Source organism: Streptomyces sp. URMC 129, from assembly GCF_051386415.1.
Lineage (GTDB): Bacteria > Actinomycetota > Actinomycetes > Streptomycetales > Streptomycetaceae > Streptomyces.
In genome coordinates, this window is sequence record NZ_JBPQTQ010000053.1 from 1 (window position 1) to 18,263 (window position 18,263).

At 73.5% G+C, this 18,263-nt stretch carries 16 protein-coding genes; 10 read left to right on the forward strand and 6 right to left on the reverse strand.

Translation table 11 applies throughout. The annotated features are described in order from the left end of the window. Together ACSNOC_RS13350 and ACSNOC_RS13355 are read left to right on the forward strand one after the other, a co-directional pair. Window positions 1-588, forward strand: a 588-nt coding sequence (locus ACSNOC_RS13350; RefSeq protein WP_436747602.1) for a (Fe-S)-binding protein, incomplete at its 5' end; no start/stop codon positions are given. A 111-nt stretch (window positions 589-699) separates the two neighbouring features. Next, window positions 700-1,296 (forward strand): dihydrofolate reductase family protein, encoded by a 597-nt coding sequence (locus tag ACSNOC_RS13355; RefSeq protein WP_436747603.1) that lies wholly within the window; start codon window positions 700-702, stop codon window positions 1,294-1,296. 115 nt (window positions 1,297-1,411) lie between these two features. Here the strand turns inward: ACSNOC_RS13355 and ACSNOC_RS13360 are convergent, their stop codons facing one another. From ACSNOC_RS13360 to ACSNOC_RS13375, 4 genes are all read right to left on the reverse strand, one after another. After that, window positions 1,412-2,407, reverse strand: coding sequence for a glycine betaine ABC transporter substrate-binding protein (locus ACSNOC_RS13360; protein WP_436747604.1), 996 nt, complete (start codon window positions 2,405-2,407; stop codon window positions 1,412-1,414). Between the two features lie 66 nt (window positions 2,408-2,473). Next, on the reverse strand, window positions 2,474-3,238 hold the full coding sequence (locus ACSNOC_RS13365) for an ABC transporter permease (RefSeq protein ID WP_436747605.1): 765 nt from the start codon (window positions 3,236-3,238) through the stop codon (window positions 2,474-2,476). Beyond that, window positions 3,235-4,317 carry an ABC transporter ATP-binding protein gene (locus ACSNOC_RS13370; protein WP_436747606.1) on the reverse strand — a complete coding sequence of 361 codons (1,083 nt, stop codon included), beginning with the start codon at window positions 4,315-4,317 and terminating at the stop codon, window positions 3,235-3,237. Before ACSNOC_RS13370 ends, ACSNOC_RS13365 begins: the two co-directional genes overlap by 4 nt. Further along, the gene (locus ACSNOC_RS13375) at window positions 4,314-4,958 is read right to left on the reverse strand and encodes an ABC transporter permease (protein WP_436747607.1); all 645 of its coding nucleotides are present in this window, start codon (window positions 4,956-4,958) and stop codon (window positions 4,314-4,316) included. Before ACSNOC_RS13375 ends, ACSNOC_RS13370 begins: the two co-directional genes overlap by 4 nt. A 326-nt stretch (window positions 4,959-5,284) precedes the next feature. Here ACSNOC_RS13375 and ACSNOC_RS13380 point away from each other — a divergent pair, with 326 nt between their 5' ends. From ACSNOC_RS13380 to ACSNOC_RS13405, 6 genes are all read left to right on the forward strand, one after another. After that, window positions 5,285-6,082 (forward strand): hypothetical protein, encoded by a 798-nt coding sequence (locus ACSNOC_RS13380; RefSeq protein WP_436747608.1) that lies wholly within the window; start codon window positions 5,285-5,287, stop codon window positions 6,080-6,082. 27 nt (window positions 6,083-6,109) lie between these two features. Continuing rightward, window positions 6,110-6,754 carry a class I SAM-dependent methyltransferase gene (locus tag ACSNOC_RS13385; protein WP_436747609.1) on the forward strand — a complete coding sequence of 215 codons (645 nt, stop codon included), beginning with the start codon at window positions 6,110-6,112 and terminating at the stop codon, window positions 6,752-6,754. A 212-nt stretch (window positions 6,755-6,966) separates the two neighbouring features. After that, window positions 6,967-8,529: an alkaline phosphatase D family protein gene (locus tag ACSNOC_RS13390; RefSeq protein WP_436747610.1), complete on the forward strand. Its 1,563-nt coding sequence runs from the start codon at window positions 6,967-6,969 to the stop codon at window positions 8,527-8,529. Window positions 8,530-8,594: 65 nt separating this feature from the next. Then, window positions 8,595-9,911, forward strand: a complete 1,317-nt coding sequence (locus ACSNOC_RS13395) for a DUF2252 domain-containing protein (protein ID WP_436747611.1) — start codon at window positions 8,595-8,597, stop codon at window positions 9,909-9,911. A gap of 179 nt (window positions 9,912-10,090) precedes the next feature. Further along, entirely contained in the window at window positions 10,091-10,690 is a 600-nt protein-coding gene (locus ACSNOC_RS13400; RefSeq protein WP_436747612.1) for a TIR domain-containing protein, read from the forward strand. Beyond that, complete coding sequence (locus ACSNOC_RS13405) at window positions 10,687-15,669, forward strand: KGGVGR-motif variant AAA ATPase (RefSeq protein WP_436747613.1); 4,983 nt, start codon at window positions 10,687-10,689, stop codon at window positions 15,667-15,669. Before ACSNOC_RS13400 ends, ACSNOC_RS13405 begins: the two co-directional genes overlap by 4 nt. Window positions 15,670-15,691: 22 nt before the next feature. Here ACSNOC_RS13405 and ACSNOC_RS13410 read toward each other — a convergent pair whose 3' ends face one another. Further along, window positions 15,692-16,264 (reverse strand): DUF4240 domain-containing protein, encoded by a 573-nt coding sequence (locus tag ACSNOC_RS13410; RefSeq protein WP_436747614.1) that lies wholly within the window; start codon window positions 16,262-16,264, stop codon window positions 15,692-15,694. A gap of 127 nt (window positions 16,265-16,391) precedes the next feature. Between ACSNOC_RS13410 and ACSNOC_RS13415 the strand changes: the two genes are divergently transcribed. Together ACSNOC_RS13415 and ACSNOC_RS13420 are read left to right on the forward strand one after the other, a co-directional pair. Then, window positions 16,392-17,051 carry a HemK2/MTQ2 family protein methyltransferase gene (locus ACSNOC_RS13415; RefSeq protein WP_436747615.1) on the forward strand — a complete coding sequence of 220 codons (660 nt, stop codon included), beginning with the start codon at window positions 16,392-16,394 and terminating at the stop codon, window positions 17,049-17,051. Beyond that, window positions 17,026-17,256 carry a CDGSH iron-sulfur domain-containing protein gene (locus tag ACSNOC_RS13420; RefSeq protein WP_436747616.1) on the forward strand — a complete coding sequence of 77 codons (231 nt, stop codon included), beginning with the start codon at window positions 17,026-17,028 and terminating at the stop codon, window positions 17,254-17,256. Before ACSNOC_RS13415 ends, ACSNOC_RS13420 begins: the two co-directional genes overlap by 26 nt. A gap of 10 nt (window positions 17,257-17,266) precedes the next feature. Here the strand turns inward: ACSNOC_RS13420 and ACSNOC_RS13425 are convergent, their stop codons facing one another. Continuing rightward, entirely contained in the window at window positions 17,267-18,235 is a 969-nt protein-coding gene (locus ACSNOC_RS13425) for an iron-containing redox enzyme family protein (RefSeq protein ID WP_436747617.1), read from the reverse strand. Window positions 18,236-18,263: the final 28 nt, after the last annotated feature.

Sequence of the window (18,263 nt, forward strand, 5' to 3'; positions counted from 1 at the left end):
GCCCCCACCAAGCGCATCGTGGCCACCTGCCCCCACTGCTTCAACACCCTGGCCAACGAATACCCCCAGCTCGGCGGCCACTACCAGGTCATCCACCACACCCAGCTCCTGCAGACCCTCATCGACGACGGCAAACTCATCCCCGTCACCCCCGTCGAGGGCCTCATCACCTACCACGACCCCTGCTACCTCGGCCGCCACAACAAGGTCTACACCCCACCGAGGGAAATCATCGGCCGCGTCCCCGGCCTGCGCAACGAAGAGATGCACCGCCACAAGGAACGCGGCTTCTGCTGCGGCGCCGGCGGCGCCCGCATGTGGATGGAAGAACGCATCGGCAAACGCATCAACGAAGAACGCGTCGACGAAGCCCTCGCCCTGAACCCCGACATCGTCTCCACCGCCTGCCCCTTCTGCCTCGTCATGCTCTCCGACTCCATCAACGGCAAGAAGAACGACAACAAGGCCAAAGAAGACCTCAAAGTCGTGGACGTGGCACAACTCCTCCTCGACTCGGTGCGGACCCCCGCCGACGAGGCGGGCGAGGAGGCGGCCGAGGACGCGGCGGAGCCGCAGCCGGTGAAGTAGCCGGGGGCACCCGGTTCTCTCCCGGCCTCTCACTCCTCGGACCGATGAGTTCCGGGCGGCATGGCAGTCTTCCTTGCCGTACCGCTTGGAACGCGACATGAGGAGAGTCCCGTGGACATCGTGATCACCGAGTTCATCAGCCTGGACGGTGTCGTGCAGGCCCCCGGTGGCCCCGAGGAGGACACCGAGGGCGGTTTCGCCCACGGCGGCTGGACGCATCCGTTCTTCGACCCCGAGGTGGTCGGCGGTGCCTTCGACGACGCGCTGGCCAAGGCGGACGCGCTGCTGTTCGGGCGCCGCACGTGGCAGACGATGGCCGCCGCGTGGCCCGGGCGGGCGGGTGACCCGTTCGCCGACCGGATGAACTCCATCCGGAAGTACGTCGTGTCCGGCACGCTGGGCGAGTCCGGGCTGACATGGGGGAACAGCACGCTCATCCCCGGCGCGGACGCCGTCGCCCGCCTCCGGGAGCTGCGCGGCACCGAGGGCGGCCGGCTGCTGGTGATGGGCAGCTCCACCCTGGCGCGCACCCTGCTGCACGAGGGCCTGGTGGACGAGCTGCGCCTGATGATCATGCCGGTGATCCTCGGCGGCGGTAAGACGATCTTCCCGGGCGACGGGGCGCTGCGTTCCCTGGAGCTGGTCTCCGCCGTCACCAGCCCGGCCGGCGTCCAGGTCTGCACCTACCGGTCGGCCGCCGGACAGTAGGCGGACAGGGCCGGAGCCGGGCGACGGGCGAGGTCCACCGGACGCGCGGTCCGGGACGGCCCCCTGTCCGAGCCGTCCGCCGCGCCCCCCTTGCCCGGCCCCTGCGTGCGCGTGCTCAGCCGCCGATGAAGCCCTCCTGCTGGAGCCAGTCGCGGGCGACGTCGGCCGGGTCCTCGCCGTCGATGTCGACGCGGGCGTTGAGGCCCTGGAGCACCTCGTCCGTCAGGGCCGGGGCGATGGCCGCGAAGATGCTCTCCAGGTCGGGGTGTGCCTCCAGCACGGAGGAACGGACGGTCAGGGCCGGGTTGTAGACGGGGAAGAAGTGCTTGTCGTCGGTGAGGACGGTGAGGTCGAGGGCCTCGATGCGGCCGTCGGTGGTGGCCGCCTCGCCGAAGGCGCACGGGTCGTTCTCGGCGACGGCGTGGTAGATGGCGCCCTCGGCGAGGGTGGCCAGGTTGCCGTCCGCGACGTGGAATCCGTACGCCTCCTCCAGGCCGGGCAGCCCGTCGTCGCGGCCGGCGAACTCGCTGGCGATGCAGAGCGTCGCCCGTCCGGGGTCGTCGGCCACGAGCCGGGCGTAGTCGGAGAGGGAGGCGACGCCCAGCTCCTCGGCGGTGCTGGTCTTGACGACGATGGCGTAGGTGTTGTTGGCGGGGGCCGGGGTGAGCCAGGCGATGCCGTTCTCGCTCAGGTCCTCCCGCGCGGCGGAGTCGTACTGCTCGGCGGGGTCGTCGATGGGCTCCGTGTGGCCGAGGAAGTTGATCCAGGCGGTGCCGGTGTACTCCCAGTACATGTCGATGTCGCCCGACTCCAGGGCGCTGCGGGTGGTGTTGCTGCCCTGGAGGCCGCACTCCTCCGACACCTCGGCGCCGGTCGAACGCAGGGCGAGGCCGGTGATCTGGCAGAGCACGAGCTGTTCGGTGAACTCCTTGGAGCCGACGGTGAAGGACGCGCCGTCCAGCGCGGCGTTCTCCGCGAGGCTGCCGGGCTCGGCGTCGCCGTCGGAGGTGTCGAGGGAGCAGCCGGTGGCGAGGGCGGCCAGGGTGGCCAGGGCGGCGGTGACTGCGGCCGGGCCGGTCAGGAGCGGGCGGCGGCGGGGGAACGAGCGCATGCGTGTCCTTCACTCTCTCGATCAGCGGGCAAGGAGCAGGTGGCGGGCGGGACGTGGGATGGGTGGTCAGAGGCCGCGGGGGCGCAGGTAGCGTTCCGCGAGGCCGACCAGCCAGTCGCAGGCGAGGGCGAGCACGGCGGTCAGGACGCTTCCGGTGAGCAGGATCGACGTCCGGTTGAGGGCGATGCCGGTGCTGATGAGGCCGCCCAGGCCGCCCGCGTTGGTGAACGTGGCGAGCGTCGCGCTGCTGACGTTGAGGATGAGCGCGACCCGGAGTCCGGCCATCATCACGGGGACGGCGAGCGGGAGTTCGACGCGGAAGAGGACGGCCGTCCGGGTCAGGCCCATGCCGCGGCCCGCGTCGATGAGCGCGCGGTCCACGCCGCGCAGCCCGACCATGGTGTTGCGCAGCACCGGCAGCACGGAGACCAGCACGAGCGCGATCAGCGCCTCCTGGAAGCCGACGCCGACGGTCACGGCGAGCAGCACCAGCACGCCGATGGAGGGCACGGCCTGGCCGATGTTGGCCAGCATCAGCAGCGGCGTGCCGAGGACGCCGAGGCCGGGTCGGGTGAGGAGCACGCCCAGCGGCAGGGCGATCGCGATGACCAGTCCTGTGGAGGCCGCGACCAGCCGGAGGTGTTCGAGGAGTTGCTCGGTGATGACGTCGCGGTTGATGGAGCGGGACTCGATGCTGTCGAGGTCCTGGCCGCGCAGGTAGAGCCAGAGGGCGGCGCAGGCGGCGGCGAGCAGGAGCGGGGTGACGAGGAGGCCGAGCGGCGAGCGGCGGGCCGGGTCGCGCGGCCCGCGCTCGGTGAGGACGACGGTCACGACGGCTCCCCGGGGCTCTCGCGGGCGATGGCCGACCAGGAGACGGTGCCCAGCGGCGCTCCGGCGGCGTCCACGACGAGGGCGGTGTCGTCGCGGGCGCGGAGCATCGCGTCCAGCGCGTCGTACCGGCTCTGATCGGCTCCGACGACGGCGAGGCCGGGGCGTCCGGCCGGGCGCAGCCAGCGGCGGGGGGTGCCGTCGGCGCCGACGAGCAGCGCCCGTTCCGGGCCGTCGGCGCTGTCGGCGCCGACGGCGCCCGCGTCGTGGTCGCCGGTGAGCACCTCGACGGGGTCGAGGGGCAGTGAGCCGACGGGCAGCAGGCGCAGTCCGCGGATCGCGGCGCCGGAGCCGATGAACGAGGCGACGAAGTCGTCGGCGGGCGCGGCGAGGATCGCGGCGGGCGTGTCGTACTGGGCGATGCGGGCCTGTTCCCCGAACAGGGCGATGCGGTCGCCGAGTTTGACGGCCTCGGTGACGTCGTGGGTGACGAGCACGATGGTCTTGCGGATCTTGGCCTGGAGGTCGAGGAACTCGTCCTGGAGCCGCTCGCGCGTGATGGGGTCGATGGCGCCGAACGGCTCGTCCATGAGCATCACAGGCGGGTCGGCGGCCAGTGCGCGGGCGACGCCGACGCGTTGCTGCTGGCCGCCGGACAGCTCCTTGGGGTAGCGGCGGCGGAACGTGGCGGGTTCGAGGCCGACGAGGTCGAGCAGGGTGTCGACGCGCTCCCGGACGCGCCTCTTGTCCCAGCCGAGGGTGCGCGGGATGAGGCCGATGTTGTCCGCGACGGTCAGGTGCGGGAAGAGGCCGACCTGCTGGATGACATAGCCGATGCGGCGGCGCAACTGGTCGGGGTCGGCGCGGGTGACGTCCTCGCCGTCGAGGAGGACGCGGCCGGACGTGGGCTCGATGAGGCGGTTGATGAGGCGCAGGGTGGTCGTCTTGCCGCAGCCGGAGGGGCCGAGGAGCACCACGATCTCCCCGGCCGCGATGTCGAGGGACAACTCCGCGACGGCGGGGGCCTGTTGGCCGGGGTAGTGCTTGCTGACCCGGTCCAGCCGGATCATGGCGCCGGTCATGCGATGCCTCGCGAGGTGGTGAGCCGGCCCAGGACGACGAAGAGGAGGTCGAGGGCGAGGGCGAGGAGGGCGACGCCGAGCGTTCCGGCGAGCGCGTCGTTGAGGGCGTTGGCGCCGCCGATGCGGGCCAGGCCGCCGAAGATCAGCTCGCCGAGGCCGGGGCCGCTGACGGCGGCGGCGATCGCGGCGATGCCGACGCTCATCAGCGTGGCGGTGCGCACCCCGGCCAGCACCACCGGCCAGGCGAGGGGCAGTTGGACGCGCCGGACGCGCTCCCAGCGGCCGAGGCCGAGGCCGCGCGCCGCGTCCTCGACGGCGCCGGGCACGGAGGCGAGGCCGGTGACGGTGTTGCGCAGGATCGGGAAGACGGCGTAGAGGACGAGGGCGGTGATCGTGGGTCCCGAGCCGAGTCCGAACAGCGGGATGAGCAGGCCGAACAGGGCGAAGGAGGGGATGGTGAGCATGGTGCCGGTGGCGCCGAGCAGCAGTGCCCCGGCCCGTGGGTGACCGGCGACGGCGATGCCGGTTCCGACGCCGACGACGGATGCGATGGCGACGGCGATCAGGACGACCTGTGCGTGTTCGCTGACCAACACGACGATGTCGGGCCACCGTTCGGACAGATACTCGGCGAAGCTCATCCGGTCCCCCCTGTTCGCGATCGCATCCCTCCATAGTCGTGTCGCCGTTGGCGATCTTCAATGGGGTTGGCGTACTCCTGTGCGAAGAAAGGGCGTTGACGGGTCCGGGCGGGGCCGTGGGCGAGTGGCACATGTCACAGTGTCAACGCGGCGCGGGCCGGTGAGCAGGGAGTTCGCGCGACGAGAGCGTACGTCGTATGCCAACGCGCGATCCGGCGGCCGGAAGACCTTCCCCCACGCCCGTTCCCGCTGAGACCATCGGAGTCCGGCGATACGACCTGCACCTCATGGGGGCGAGACAGATGGACGTGCCGAGACCGACGCGCATGCCCAACTGGCAAGAAGACGACGCGAGGACGGCATCCGGGCCGCTGGATCCCGGGCTCGACGAGACGGTGCGCTGGGGAACGCTGGGCAGCCAGTTCCTCAAGGCCCTGCTGGCGGCGCACCTGGTGACGATGTTCCCGCTGACCATCGTCCTGTTCCAGTGGTGGGCCGGCCAGGACATCAGCGACATCCTGGTCGTCGCCTCCGTGGTCCTGGGGATGATCTCCTACACGGCGGTGCTGATGTTCGGCCGCGCCACCGAGCCGGTGGCGGAGTGGCGGGTCCTGCTGGGCGACCGCAGGGACCGCGCGGCGGACGTCCACGAGCGGATCGGCGACAGCCTGCGCGAGCGGCGCAGTCCGCTGTCCGTCACCGCCCACCGCGTGCGGCTCGCGGGCGACCAGGGCGTCAACGACCGGCTGCGGGTGGGCGACGGCACCTACCAGGCGTACGTGTCGGTGTTCCCGCACGGCACCGGGCTCTACCTCGGCTGGACGATGTGGCGTTCGCGCCGGGGCTGGCAGCTCGTGCTGCGGTTCCTCCAGGACATCTGGCACGGCTTCGCCGCCCAGGACCGCGACGAACAGCGCGCCCTCCGCGCCGAGCGCCCCCGGGCGATGCTGGAGGCGGTCCACCTCGCCTGCCGCGAGGGGCTGTCCGTGGCCCTGGCGGACCGGCAGGTGCCCGGCGGCCCCGGCTCCGGGGACGACGGCCCGCCGCCCGTCCCGCCCGTGGCGGCGAGCAACGGCGCCCGGTCCACCGTCCGGCCGCGGCCCTCGGGGGCGACCGGCTCCTGACCGGGGCGGCCGTGCGATGCTGGGGGCGTGTCCAGCCCCATCCATCACGGCCGTGTGCGGCGCAGCTACGACACGGTCGCCGAGGAGTACCGGGACCGCATCGGTGACGAGCTGGCCCACAAGCCCCAAGACCGCGCGCTGCTGGCGGCGGTCGTGGAACAGGCGGGCGACGGCGCGCCGGTCGCGGACCTGGGCTGCGGACCCGGCCACGTCGCGGGCTGGCTGGCCGGGCGCGGTGCCCGGCCGGTCGGGATCGACCTCTCCCCCGCGATGGTCGCGATCGCCCGCCGCGACCACCCCGGGGTGGAGTTCCGCGAGGGCGACCTGCTGCGACTCCCGGCGGCGGACGGCGAGTTCGCGGCGGCCGTCGCGCTCTACTCGGTCATCCACCTCACCCCCGCCGAACTGCCCGCCGCCTTCGCGGAGACGCGCCGCGTGCTGCGGCCGTCCGGGCTGCTGCTGGTCGCGTTCCACGTCGGCAGCGAGGTCCGGCACCTCACCGAGTGGTGGGACCACGCTGTCGACGTGGACTTCCACTTCCTCGAACAGGACACCGTCGCCGGGCACCTGACGGCCGCCGGCTTCACCGTCGAGGCGACGCTGGAGCGGGCGCCCCATCCGCGGGAGGCCGAGACCCGCCGCGCGTACCTCCTGGCCCGCCGCACCGGCTGAATCGTCCGTGCCGGACGGCAGGCGACCATAACCCCGCGGCCCGGCCGGCGGCTGCTCGCGGTGCGCATGCACGTGCGTCCGTGGGCGTGGTGTGTGGGGCACGCGGGTGGATGTTCACCGCCGCGCGCCGGGGGGTTCACCGTGTCGCTCGGTGTTCGCTCCCGGGCCTCCGTACACAGGGCGTCGAACCAGCGACCTCAGGGAGCTTCACCATGCCCATGCACAGACGTGCCCTCCTGCGTTCCGGCCTGCTCGCCGGCACCGCCGCCACCGCCTCGTCCCTCCTCCCGGCCGCATCGGCCTTCGCCGCGCCCGCGTTCGTGCGGCGGGACCGGCCGGTCGTGTCGCACGGCGTGCAGGCGGGCGAGGTCTCCTCACGCAGCGGTGTCGTGTGGACCCGGGCTGACCGGGCGGCGCGGATGTCCGTCGAGGTCAGCACCCGGCCCGACTTCCGGAACGCCATCACCGTGCCCGGTGATCTCCTCACCGCCGACAGCGACTTCACCGGCCGTGTCAAGCTGTCGGGGCTGCCCGCCGGGCGCGAGGTGCACTACCGGGTGCACCTGGCCGACCCGGACAACCCGGCCGTCACCGGCGAGCCGGTCACCGGCCGGCTGCGCACCGCGCCCGGGGCCCGGGACGACGTCCGCTTCCTGTGGTCGGCCGACCTCGCCGGGCAGGGCTGGGGCATCAACCCCGACATCGGCGGCTACCGCATCTTCCGCGCCATGGCCGAGCGCGACCCGGACTTCTTCCTGTGCAGCGGCGACTTCTGGTACTCCGACGGGCCGATCAGCGCCTCGGTGACGCTGCCGGACGGCCAGGTGTGGCGGAACCTGGTGACCCCCGAGAAGTCGAAGGTGGCGGAGACGCTGGCCGAGTTCCGCGGGCAGCACAAGTACAACCTGCTGGACGACAACCTCCGCGCCTTCACGGCCGCCGTCCCGATGATCAACCAGTGGGACGACCACGAGGTCCTCAACAACTGGTACCCGGGCGAGGTCCTGACCGACTCCCGCTACACCGAGAAGCGGGTCGACGTCCTGGCCGCCCGGGCCCGGCAGGCGCTCTTCGAGTATCTCCCGATCGAGCGGCGCCCCGGCTCCGAGGGCCGGGTCCACCGCGTCGTCCGCTACGGGCCGCACCTGGACGTGTTCGTCCTCGACATGCGCAGCTTCCGCGACCCCAACGGCCCCAACAACGCCGCCGCGCCCGACAGCGGCATCCTGGGCGCGGAGCAGACCGCGTGGCTGAAGCGGGAGCTGGCGGCCTCGCGCGCCACCTGGAAGGTCATCGCCAACGACATCCCGCTCGGCCTCGTCGTGCCGGACGGCGCGAGCGCCCACGAGGGCGTGGCGCAGGGCGACGGCGGCGCGCCGCTGGGCCGGGAGGCCGAGATCGCCGAGGTGCTGTCGTTCATCCGCCGCCGGGACATCACCAACACGGTGTGGCTCACCGCCGACGTCCACTTCACCGCCGCGCACCACTACTCCCCCGACCGGGCCGTCTTCCAGGACTTCAAGCCCTTCTGGGAGTTCGTGTCCGGTCCGCTCAACGCCGTGGTGGCCGTGACGCCCAACCCGCTGGACGCCACGTTCGGCCCGGAGGTGCGCTTCGCCGGGACCGCGGAGAGCCTGGCGAAGAACAGCCCCATGTACGGCAACCAGTTCTTCGGCGAGGTCGACATCGACGGCTCCACCGCCGTGATGACCGTCCGTCTGCGGGACACCGACGGCGCCGAGCTGTGGTCCGTGGAGCTCGACCCCGAGCGCTGATCGTTCCGGCCGCCGCCGGTAGGCTCCGGTCCAGCAGATCCCGGCCCAGCAGGAGGCAGTGCGCGATGTCGACCCACGCAGAGCGGCGCGGCGAGGAGATACTCGGCGTCCTCGACACCGCCTTCGGGCAGTTGCTGGCGGCCGATCCGGCGGCGTTCCGGGTCAAGTTCAGGAAGATGGCGGCCTCGGCGTTCGCGTTCTACCGGGGCACCGCCTGCCTCTTCTACCACGACCTGTCGGCGGAGCAGGGCGGCGGGCCGTTCCTGGACGAGCGGACGCGGCGGGTGTGGATCCACGGCGATCTGCACGCCGAGAACTTCGGCACGTACATGGACTCCAACGGCCGGCTGATCTTCAACGTCAACGACTTCGACGAGGCGTACGTCGGCCCGTTCACGTGGGACCTGAAGCGGTTCGCCGCGTCGGTCGCGCTCATCGGCTACACCAAGGCCCTCAGCGACGCGATGATCAGCGACCTGGTCCGGACGTACGCCGCCGCGTACCGGGAGCGCGTCCACGCGCTGGCGGACGGCGCGACGGACGACGCCGTGCCGCCGTTCACGCTCGACACGGCGGTCGGCCCGCTGCTGACCGCGCTGCGCGACGCCCGCACCCGCACCCGCTTCGGCCTGCTGGACGGGATGAGCGAAATCCGCGACTACGAGCGGCGGTTCACCTCCGGCGGCGGCGCGATCGAGCTGGACCGGGCGACGCGCGAGAAGGTGCTGGCCGCGTTCGACGGCTACCTGGCGACGCTGCCGCAGTCCAGCCTGGAGCGGCCGGACACCTACCGCGTCAAGGACGTCGTCGGCCGCCGCGGCATCGGCATCGGCAGCGCGGGCCTGCCCTCCTACAACATCCTGCTGGAGGGCAACAGCGACGCCCTGGAGAACGACGTCGTCATCTACATCAAGCAGGCCCAGACCCCGGCCGTCTCGCGGCACATCGTGGAGGAGCGGGTCCGCTCGTACTTCCTCCACGAGGGCCACCGCACGGTGATCTCGCAGCGCGCCCTCCAGGCGCACGCGGACCAGTGGCTGGGCTGGACCGAACTGGACGGCGCCGGCCAGCTGGTGGCCGAGGTGTCGCCGTACGCGGTGGACCTGGACTGGTCGGACATCGACGACCCGGCCGAAATCGCCCAGGTCATCGCGGACCTGGGCCGGGCGACGGCGACGATGCACGCCGCGGCGGACGACTCCAGCGGCCACTCGCTGGTGCCGTACTCGACAGAGGAGGCGATCGACGCGGCGATCGCGACGGACGAGAACGGATTCCCCGACCTGCTGGTCGACTTCGCCCACTCCTACGGCGCCCGGGCCCGCGCGGACCACCAGATCTTCGTCGACCTGTTCCGCAACGGCCGCATCCCGGGCCTGTAAGGACCCGGCGTTCACCGGCCCCTCCGGAGCGCGGTTCGTTGCGCGGCCGGGGGGGGCGGTGGGCGACGACTGCCTCCCAACGATTCGGACTCACTGACTGATTGACGGATCATCAGACGAGTACACTCCCCCCGGGGTCCTTGAGCAGCGGAAACGGGCGGGCATGGAGGCGGGGGTCGGTGGGATACCAGTACGACGTGTTCCTCAGCTACCGGCGGTCGGCAGGGAATGTCTCGGAGTGGCTCACGAACCACTTCCACCAGACGCTCATGGACTGCCTGGCCAACGAAATGCCCACGCCCCCGCAGTCGTTCATCGACCGCCAGCTGGAGGAGGAGGTGGGCACCCACTGGCCGGACCGGATCGCGGAGGGGCTGCGGCGCAGCCGGCTGCTCGTTCCCATTCTCTCCGCGCCGTACTTCTCCTCCTACTGGTGCGTGGCCGAGTGGAAGACCATGGCGCTGCGCGAGGAGGTCCTGGGCATCTCGCGCACCGATCCGGGTCTCATCTACCCGATCGTCTACGCGGACGGAAAGCACTTCCCCGACGAGGTGCGGGACCGCGAACTGTGCGAGACGTTCAAGGAGTACGCCGTGCCCGTGCCGTCCTTCCAGCTCACCCCGGCCTTCTCCGACTTCTACCAGGAAGTGGCGCGCGTGGCGCGGGCGATCGCCGCCCGGCTGGAGAAGACCCCGCCGTGGGACAGTGACTGGCCGGTGGTGAGACCGGAGCCGTACCGGCTCGCCGCGGGGCAGCTTCCCAGGCTCGGGCTGTCATGACCCCCGGGCAGATCATCACGTTCTACTCGTACAAGGGCGGCGTGGGCCGCAGCTTCGCGCTGGCCAACGCCGCCGTGCTGCTGGCCCGCTGGGGCTACCGGGTGCTGTGCGTCGACTGGGACCTGGAGGCCCCGGGCCTCGCGTACTTCTTCCGCGAGCACTGCGCGCCGCCCACCGCCGGCCTGCTGGAGATGCTGGAGGAGGTCCGGGACGGAGGCCGTCCCTCCGGGACGGAGGCCCGCACCCCGGTCGAACTGCCCGGCGGCGCCCGGCTGGACCTGATCGCCGCCGGGCGGAGCGACGACCCCGGCTACGTGGCCCGGCTCCAGACGATCGACTGGGACGCCCTCTACCGCGATCACGACCTCGGCGCGGTGCTGGAGGAGTGGCGCGCCCGGTGGATGCGGGACTACGACGTCGTCCTGGTCGACAGCAGGACCGGCATCACCGACGCCGGCGGGATCTGCACGGCCCAGGTGCCGGACGTCCTGGTGTTCGTCTTCACCGCCAACCAGCAGAACATCGACGGCGTCCTCGACATCGTCGCCCGCGCGATGGACGCCCGCGACCGGCTGCCGTACGACCGCCCCAAGCTGCTGACGGTCCCGCTGCTGAGCCGGTTCGACGCCGGGGTGGAGTACGAGCAGGGCGAGACGTGGCGGGCGCTGCTCGCCGAGCGGATCGCGCCCCGGCTGCGGGACTGGCTGCCCCGGGGCTACGACGCCACCGGGCTGCTGCACCGGCTCACCATCCCCTACTTCCCCATCTGGTCGTTCGGCGAGGGTCTGCCGCCCCTCCAGGAGAGCCACAGCAACTCCGAGCAGGTCACCTACAGTCTGGCCACGCTCGCCGCGCTGCTGGCCCGCCGCCTCCAGGAGGTGGACCTGCTGGTGGACAACCGTGACTCCTACGTGGAGGCCGCGGTCCGCGCCGCGCGGCCCGCCTACGAGTACGACGTCTACGTCGGCCACAGTCCCACGACGCGGGCCCTGGCCGCCGAGATCATCCCGCTGCTGCGCGCCCGCGGCGTCCGCACGTTCCCGGTCTCGCCCGACGACGCCCCGCCGCCTCCCGACCGGCACCGGGCCCTCATCGACGCCAGCCGCCACTTCGTGGTCCTGGCGGACGAGCACGCCGACCCCGATCTGGAGCAGGACCTGCACTACTTCCTGCGGCAGTCGGTCAACGACCCCGCCGGTCGCCGCACGTTGCCGGTGGTGACCTCGGCCAAGGCGCTGCGCGCGCTGCCGTCGGTCGTCAGCAACATCCAGAGCTTCAACCTGGCGCGCGGCTCGGTCGCGGAGGCCGTGCTCGCCATCGCGGCCCAAGTGGCCGACGAGACCGGGGAGATCGAGTTCGGCGCCCAACGCCCCCTGGTCCCCTCGCGGTTCGACGCGCTGGTGAACTGCGCGGCAGGGGACCGGCCGTGGACGCGGGCGCTGACCGAGAACCTGACGCGGCTGGGGCTGGCGGTCTGGCTCGACGAACGGGAGCCCGCCCCCGGGGACTCGTTCGCCGCGGCCGTCGAGGACGGCCTGTCGCGGGCGGACGCGATCGTCCAGATCGTGAGCAGGCACTCCGCGTCCGGCTGGCTGCGCCAGTACGCCCGGCTCGCCCCGGACGCCCAGCGGCTGATCCCCGTGCTGCTGGACGACGTGACACCGCCGCCGTTCCTCGCCGACCGGAAGTTCCTCGACTGCCGGGACATCTCGTCCCCGGGTCGGTACGCGTCGGCCGTGCGCGAGCTGGCGTCCGCGGTGAGCGGCGGTCCGCCGCTCCGCGACGCCCGTCCCGCTCCGGGGCTCTCCTCGCCCCCGCTCGTCCCGCCGCCGCGCGGCGAAGTGGTGCACGCGGCCCTGCGGGTGGGCCCGCGTTCGGTCGTCTTCTCCACCGCGCGGGACGAGCTGGAACAGCCGCCGCACGCCGACGGCGAGGAGTTCCGGCGCCTGCTGGCGGAGCTGCGGCGGGCCCGGGAGGAGACCGATCCGCGCGGGCGCGACGCGGAGCGGCCGTACCGGGCCCTGCTCGCGCTCGGCACCGCGCTCGGTGACCGCTTCCTCGGCGGCCCGGTCGGCGAGCTGCTGCGGGGCGAGTTGGAGGACGCGCGGCACCGGGGCGGGCTGCTGCGGCTGGCGGTCCAGGTGGACGAGCCGGAGTGGGCGGACCTCCCCTGGGAGGCGCTGGTGGTGCCCGGCTGGGACAGACCGCTGGGACTCACCGAGCAGGTGCAGGTGTACCGGGCCGTGCCGGGGCACGCCGCCCCGCACACCGTGCCCGCCCCCGGGCCGCTGCGGGTCCTCGCCGTCACGGCGCAGCCGGAGCGGGCCGGGATCCCCCTCCTCGACTTCGAGCGGGAGATGAGCCGGCTGGCCGACGCGGTCTCCCCGGCCAACGGCGGCGCGCGGGTGCGGGTCCTCGACGCCGGGACCGTGGGCGCGATCCGCGCCGCACTGGAGCGGGAGCCGTTCCACGTCCTGCACGTCTCGTGCCACGCCGTGCCGGGGGCGCTGCTGCTGGAGGACGAGCGGGGCGGTGTCGACGAGGTGGACGCCGGTCGTTTCGCCGCCGAGATCCTGCCCGCGGGCCGGACGGTTCCGCTCGTCGTGCTGTCCGGCTGCTCGACGGGGCTGTCGCCCCGGACCCACGGGGTCGGTCCGGCCGTCCCGGTGCCGCAGGGCCCGGCGCGCGTCGGCCTCGCCCGGGGTCTGCTGGCCGAGGGGGTCCCGGCGGTCCTGGCGATGACGGACGACGTGACCGACCGTTTCGCCGCCGACCTGACCCACCACTTCTACCGGGAGCTGGTCCGGGCCGACCGCCCGGAGCCGCTGACCGCGCTGTCCCGCGCGCGCCGGGCCGAGGAGCGGGAGCACCGCGGCGCGTGGGCCGAATGGACGACGCCCGCCCTCTTCCTCTCCGGCGCGCCGGCCCCGCTGTTCGACCCCGCCGACGGCGTGGCCCCCCTGCCCCCGCCGGCTCACCTCCCGCCCCTGGAGGACATCGTGGCGCGCGGGCCGGGCGAGGTCGTCGGCCGCCGGGCCGACCTGCGCCGGCTGGCCGCCGCCTTCCGCGACTCCGGACGGGCCGGGGTGGTGATCCAGGGCATCGGCGGCGTCGGCAAGTCGGTGCTGGCGGCGGAGCTGATCCGCCGGCTCGGCGACGACGCCGGGCTGGTGGTCCCGGTCCCCGGCACCCCGGAGCTCACCGCGCACGCCGTCCTGCGCCGGGTGGGCGCGCGCCTCGCGGACCACGCCGACGCGCGCGACCTCCCGGCCGACGACCCGGTGCGCGGCGCGGCGGGGACACTGCTCGACGGGGGCATGAGCTGGCAGCGTCGGTGGTCCACGGTCCGGCAGCACGTCCTGCCGCGGGTCCCCGTGGTGCTCTTCCTGGACGGCGTCGAGCCGCTTCTCTCGTCCGTCCCGCCCGACGACCTCGGCTTCGCGGACGGATCGCTGGCCGGGCTCCTGTGGGAGTGGGTGACGGCGGCCCCCCGGACGAAACTGCTGGTGACCACCCGCCTGCCCGTCACCCTGCCGAAGCGGGCCCACCGGCGCCTGACCCCGTACGACCTGGGGCCGCTGACGGACGGCGAGACGCTGAAACTGATGGGACGGCTGCCGGGTCTGGACGCCCTGTCCCCGGACGACCGGGAGCGGGTCCACCGCACCCTCGGGGGCCACCCGCGGGCCCTGGAGTACCTGGACGCGCTGCTGCGCGGCGGCGAGGCCCGTTTCCCGGACGTGCTCGACCGGCTCGACGCGGCCCTCGAACGCCGGGGCATCCGCCGCCCGCAGCGGTGGCTGTCCGCGATGGCGGGCGATCTGGACCGAGCGCTGGCCGACACGGTGACGCTGACCGCGGAGGACGCCGGGCTGGCGGACCTCGTGCGGCGGCTGGACCGCGTTCCCCGGGCGGTGGCCCTGTTCGGCGCCGCCGCCGTCTACCGGATTCCGGTCGACGCGACGGGGATCGCCTGGCAGGTGGTGGACACGCCGCGCCCGCCCTCGCCCGGACTCCCCGCCGCGCCCCCGGAGCCGGGGGACCCGGACCGGCCCCCGGCCTGGCCGGAGAAGTCCGGAGCGCCGCATCCCCCGGTGGCACTGAACGACGACGACGACCGTGGCCTGGACGTTCTCCTGGACTGCGGCCTGATCGCCAGGGCCCCGGCGCCGCAGGACGAGCCGGGCGCCGCGCCCACCGGTTTCGTGGTGCACCGCTGGATCGCGGCGACGCTGGACGAGGTGCCCGCCGATCTCACCTACGCGGCGGCGCACCGGCGCGCCGCCGACTACTGGCGCTGGCGCGTCGCGGAGTGGCCCCAGGACCGCGTGGCGGACGTCCTCCAGCTTCTGGAGGCGCGCGCCCATCACCGGGCGGCGGGGGATCTGGCCGATGCCCTGGCCTGCACGGAGACGGTGTGCGAGCAGTTGCACGCGTGGGGGGAACTGGACCGGGAGGAACGGCTGGTGCGGGAATCCCTCACCTGGTTCCCCGAAGACTCGTCCGGCACGGTCCGTCTGCTCGTCCGGCTGGGGGCGATCGCGCAGCGGCGCGGCGCCTACGCGGCGGCCCGCGCGCGCTATGAGAACGCCCTCGGCGTCGCCGCGCGGTGCGAGGACGAGACGGACACGGGGCGGATCCTCCACCGGCTCGGGGACCTCAACCGGGATCACCTGGACCTCGACGCCGCCGAACGTGCCTACCGGAACGCGCTCGTCATCGCGGAGAAGGCGGGCGACCATCCCGGCATCGCGCGGGCCGCCCGGGAACTCGGCTCGATCGCGTACCGGCGGGGCGATGCCGTGACCGCCGAGCGGTACCACCGCTATGCCCTCACCGTCGCCCACCAGCTCCGCGACTGGCACGGCGTCGGCCGGAGCGCCTTCCGGCTGGCCGTCATCGCCCGCGAGCAGCCGGGCCCCGGCACAGCCAGGTGGCACCAGCACCTTCTTGCCGCCGCCCCGCGCCACGACGGCTGACGGGCGGCGGCCCCGGAGCCAGTCAGCCGAGGAAGAGCGCGGCGAGCCTCGGCAGCCGGCGGCGGGTCTCGCTCCTGTCCTCCGGGTCCCAGTTCTCCCCGAACGGCAGGCGGGGACGGGTGGCCGCCGCGAGCCCGGCCGCCAGGGCCGCGTCGAGCGTGCGGGTCTCACCGGTGAGGCGGAGGTACGCCTCGCGGATGAGGGCGCACAGCGACTGGTAGCCGATCCAGCCGCCCTCGCCGCGCGCCATCCTGGTGACGACCTCCGACTCCGCGAGGGAGTCGGGCTCGCGCACGGCGTCACCGAACGTCCGGCGGCCCAGCAGGATCAGCCCGTCCCGGAAGTCCCTGAAGCCGTCGTCGTCGCAGCCGCCCTCGATGAGACGGGCCGCGTTCCACAGCGGGTAACGGTAGGCGCAGTCCGTCCGGTCGACGGTCCACAGCGCGAACGCGGCGATCCGGCGCGGATCCAGCGCGGCGAGGCGGTCGGTCAGCGCGCCGGGCAGCGGGTCGTCGGGCGCGCCCCGGTCGTCGGCGCGGTCCCCGGCCGCCGCGCGCGCCGACTCGATGATCGTCCACCAGACGTCACCCTCCATGGCCCGGATCCTACGCCGCGTCCCGGACACGACGGCCGGACAGCGGGTCCGCTCCGCCGCCCCGGATCGTCCCGGCGTGCCGTGTTCTGGGGGCTTTGGGGTGTGATACGGGGGTAACCGGAGGTTCATGGTTCTTCTCAAGCCTCCTGGGGTGTATGCGCCGCAGCACGACACCTCCCTGCTCACGAAGGCGCTGTCGCGCGAACGGCTCCGCCCGGGTGCCCGGGTGCTCGACATAGGCACCGGCACCGGAGCGCTGGCCCTGGCGGCGGCCCGGCACGCGACGGGCGCGCGGGTCACGGCCGTTGACGCCTCCCGCCGCGCGGTGCTCACTGCCCGGCTCAACGCGGCGCTGGCGGGCCTGCCGGTCCGGGTCAGGCGCGGTGACCTGTGCGCTCCGGTGGCCGGGCGGACGTTCGACCTGGTGCTCGCCAACCCGCCGTACGTGCCGTCCCCGGACGGCGCGTTGCCCCGGAGCGGCCTCAGGCGGGCCTGGGACGCGGGCGGCGACGGGCGCGAGGTGCTGGACCGCCTGTGCGTGAGCGTGCCGCCGCTGCTGCGGCCGGGGGGCGTGGCGCTGATCGTGCACTCCGGGCTGTGCGATCCGGAACTCACCGTGAAGATGCTGGAGAAGGAACGGCTGAGCGCGGAGGTCACCGAGCGCCGTACCGTGCCGTTCGGTCCCGTGATGCGCGCACGCGCCGCCTGGCTGCGCCAACGGGGCCTGATAGGACCGGAACAGAGCACGGAGGAGCTGGCCGTTGTCCGCGCCGAACGCGTCGCCTGACGAGCCGCGCGCCGAGCCGCGCGCCGAGCCGACCCGGGTGTGGCTGGAACCCGGCGGCCCGGTGCTGGTGGAGGGGCCGGTGGAGTTCGTCCGCGAGGACGGGACCACCGTCCGCTCCGACCGGCCGGTGGTGGCGCTGTGCACCTGCCGCCGCAGCCGCATCGCGCCGTTCTGCGACACCAGCCACCGCCGCCGGAAGAAGTGACCCCGGCCGCTCACAGCGGAACGCGCACGGCGGATTCCCCGGCCCGCCAGGCGGTCAGCAGGCGGTCCGCGAGACGGTCCTCCAGCCAGCCGGTGGCGTCGAGGCCGAAGACGACGTCCGGCTCCCTCCCGGGCTCGTCCGCGAGCAGTCCGCCGACGACCTCGCGGCGCACGACCTGTTCGTGAACGGCGTCGGCCTCGACGTGCTCGGCGTAGAAGTGGACGGCCGCCGGGCCGGCACCGGTCCGTTCCATCGCCTGGGCGAGCCGCCGGGAGCCGGGCGAGGAGGTGATCTCCACGGCCGCGAAGTGCCCGACGAGCGCGCCGCGCAGCGAACGGTGCAGCCCGAACAGGGACATGAGGTTGACGGTGGCCAGCACCTCCGCCGTACCGGCCTCCAGGTAGCGGCCGTAGCCGGGGTCGAGGCCGAGGTCGGCCATGAGGTCGGCGAAGAGCTTCGCGTGCACCCGGTCGGCGCGCCCGGCGCCGAACTCGTCGTACTCGACGGCGACCAGCCCCGCCTTGGCCCGCCCGGTCAGCCGGGGAACGGCCCAGACGTGCGGGTCGGCCTCCTTGAGGTGGTACAGCGACCGCAGCGCGGCGTACTCGCGCAGGTGCCACTTCTCGCCCTCGTCGCACAGAAAGTGGGAGACGCCGGTGCCGTTGACCGGTTCGGCCAGCAACTCGTCCAGGGCGGAGGCGACATCGGGGTGGACGGGCACGTCCGCGCGCAGGGCGTCGAGAAAGCGGCGTTCGAGGGCACCCCGCAGCCGCAACAGCTCCGGGTCCCACTCCCAGCGGTCGTCCACGCCCTCGATGCCCCGGTAGTGGAGCTCGTAGCAGAGGTAGAGGGCGAGCTGGACGTCGTCACCGTACGGGTCGGCATCGCCCGGCAGGCCGGCCGGGAGCGCCTGCCCGCCGCCTCCCAGGACGTCGATCACAGCGGCGGACAGCTCTCCCCGCGCGGTCGGCAGCTTCATCCCGGCACTCCTCCCGATCCGGACGTAC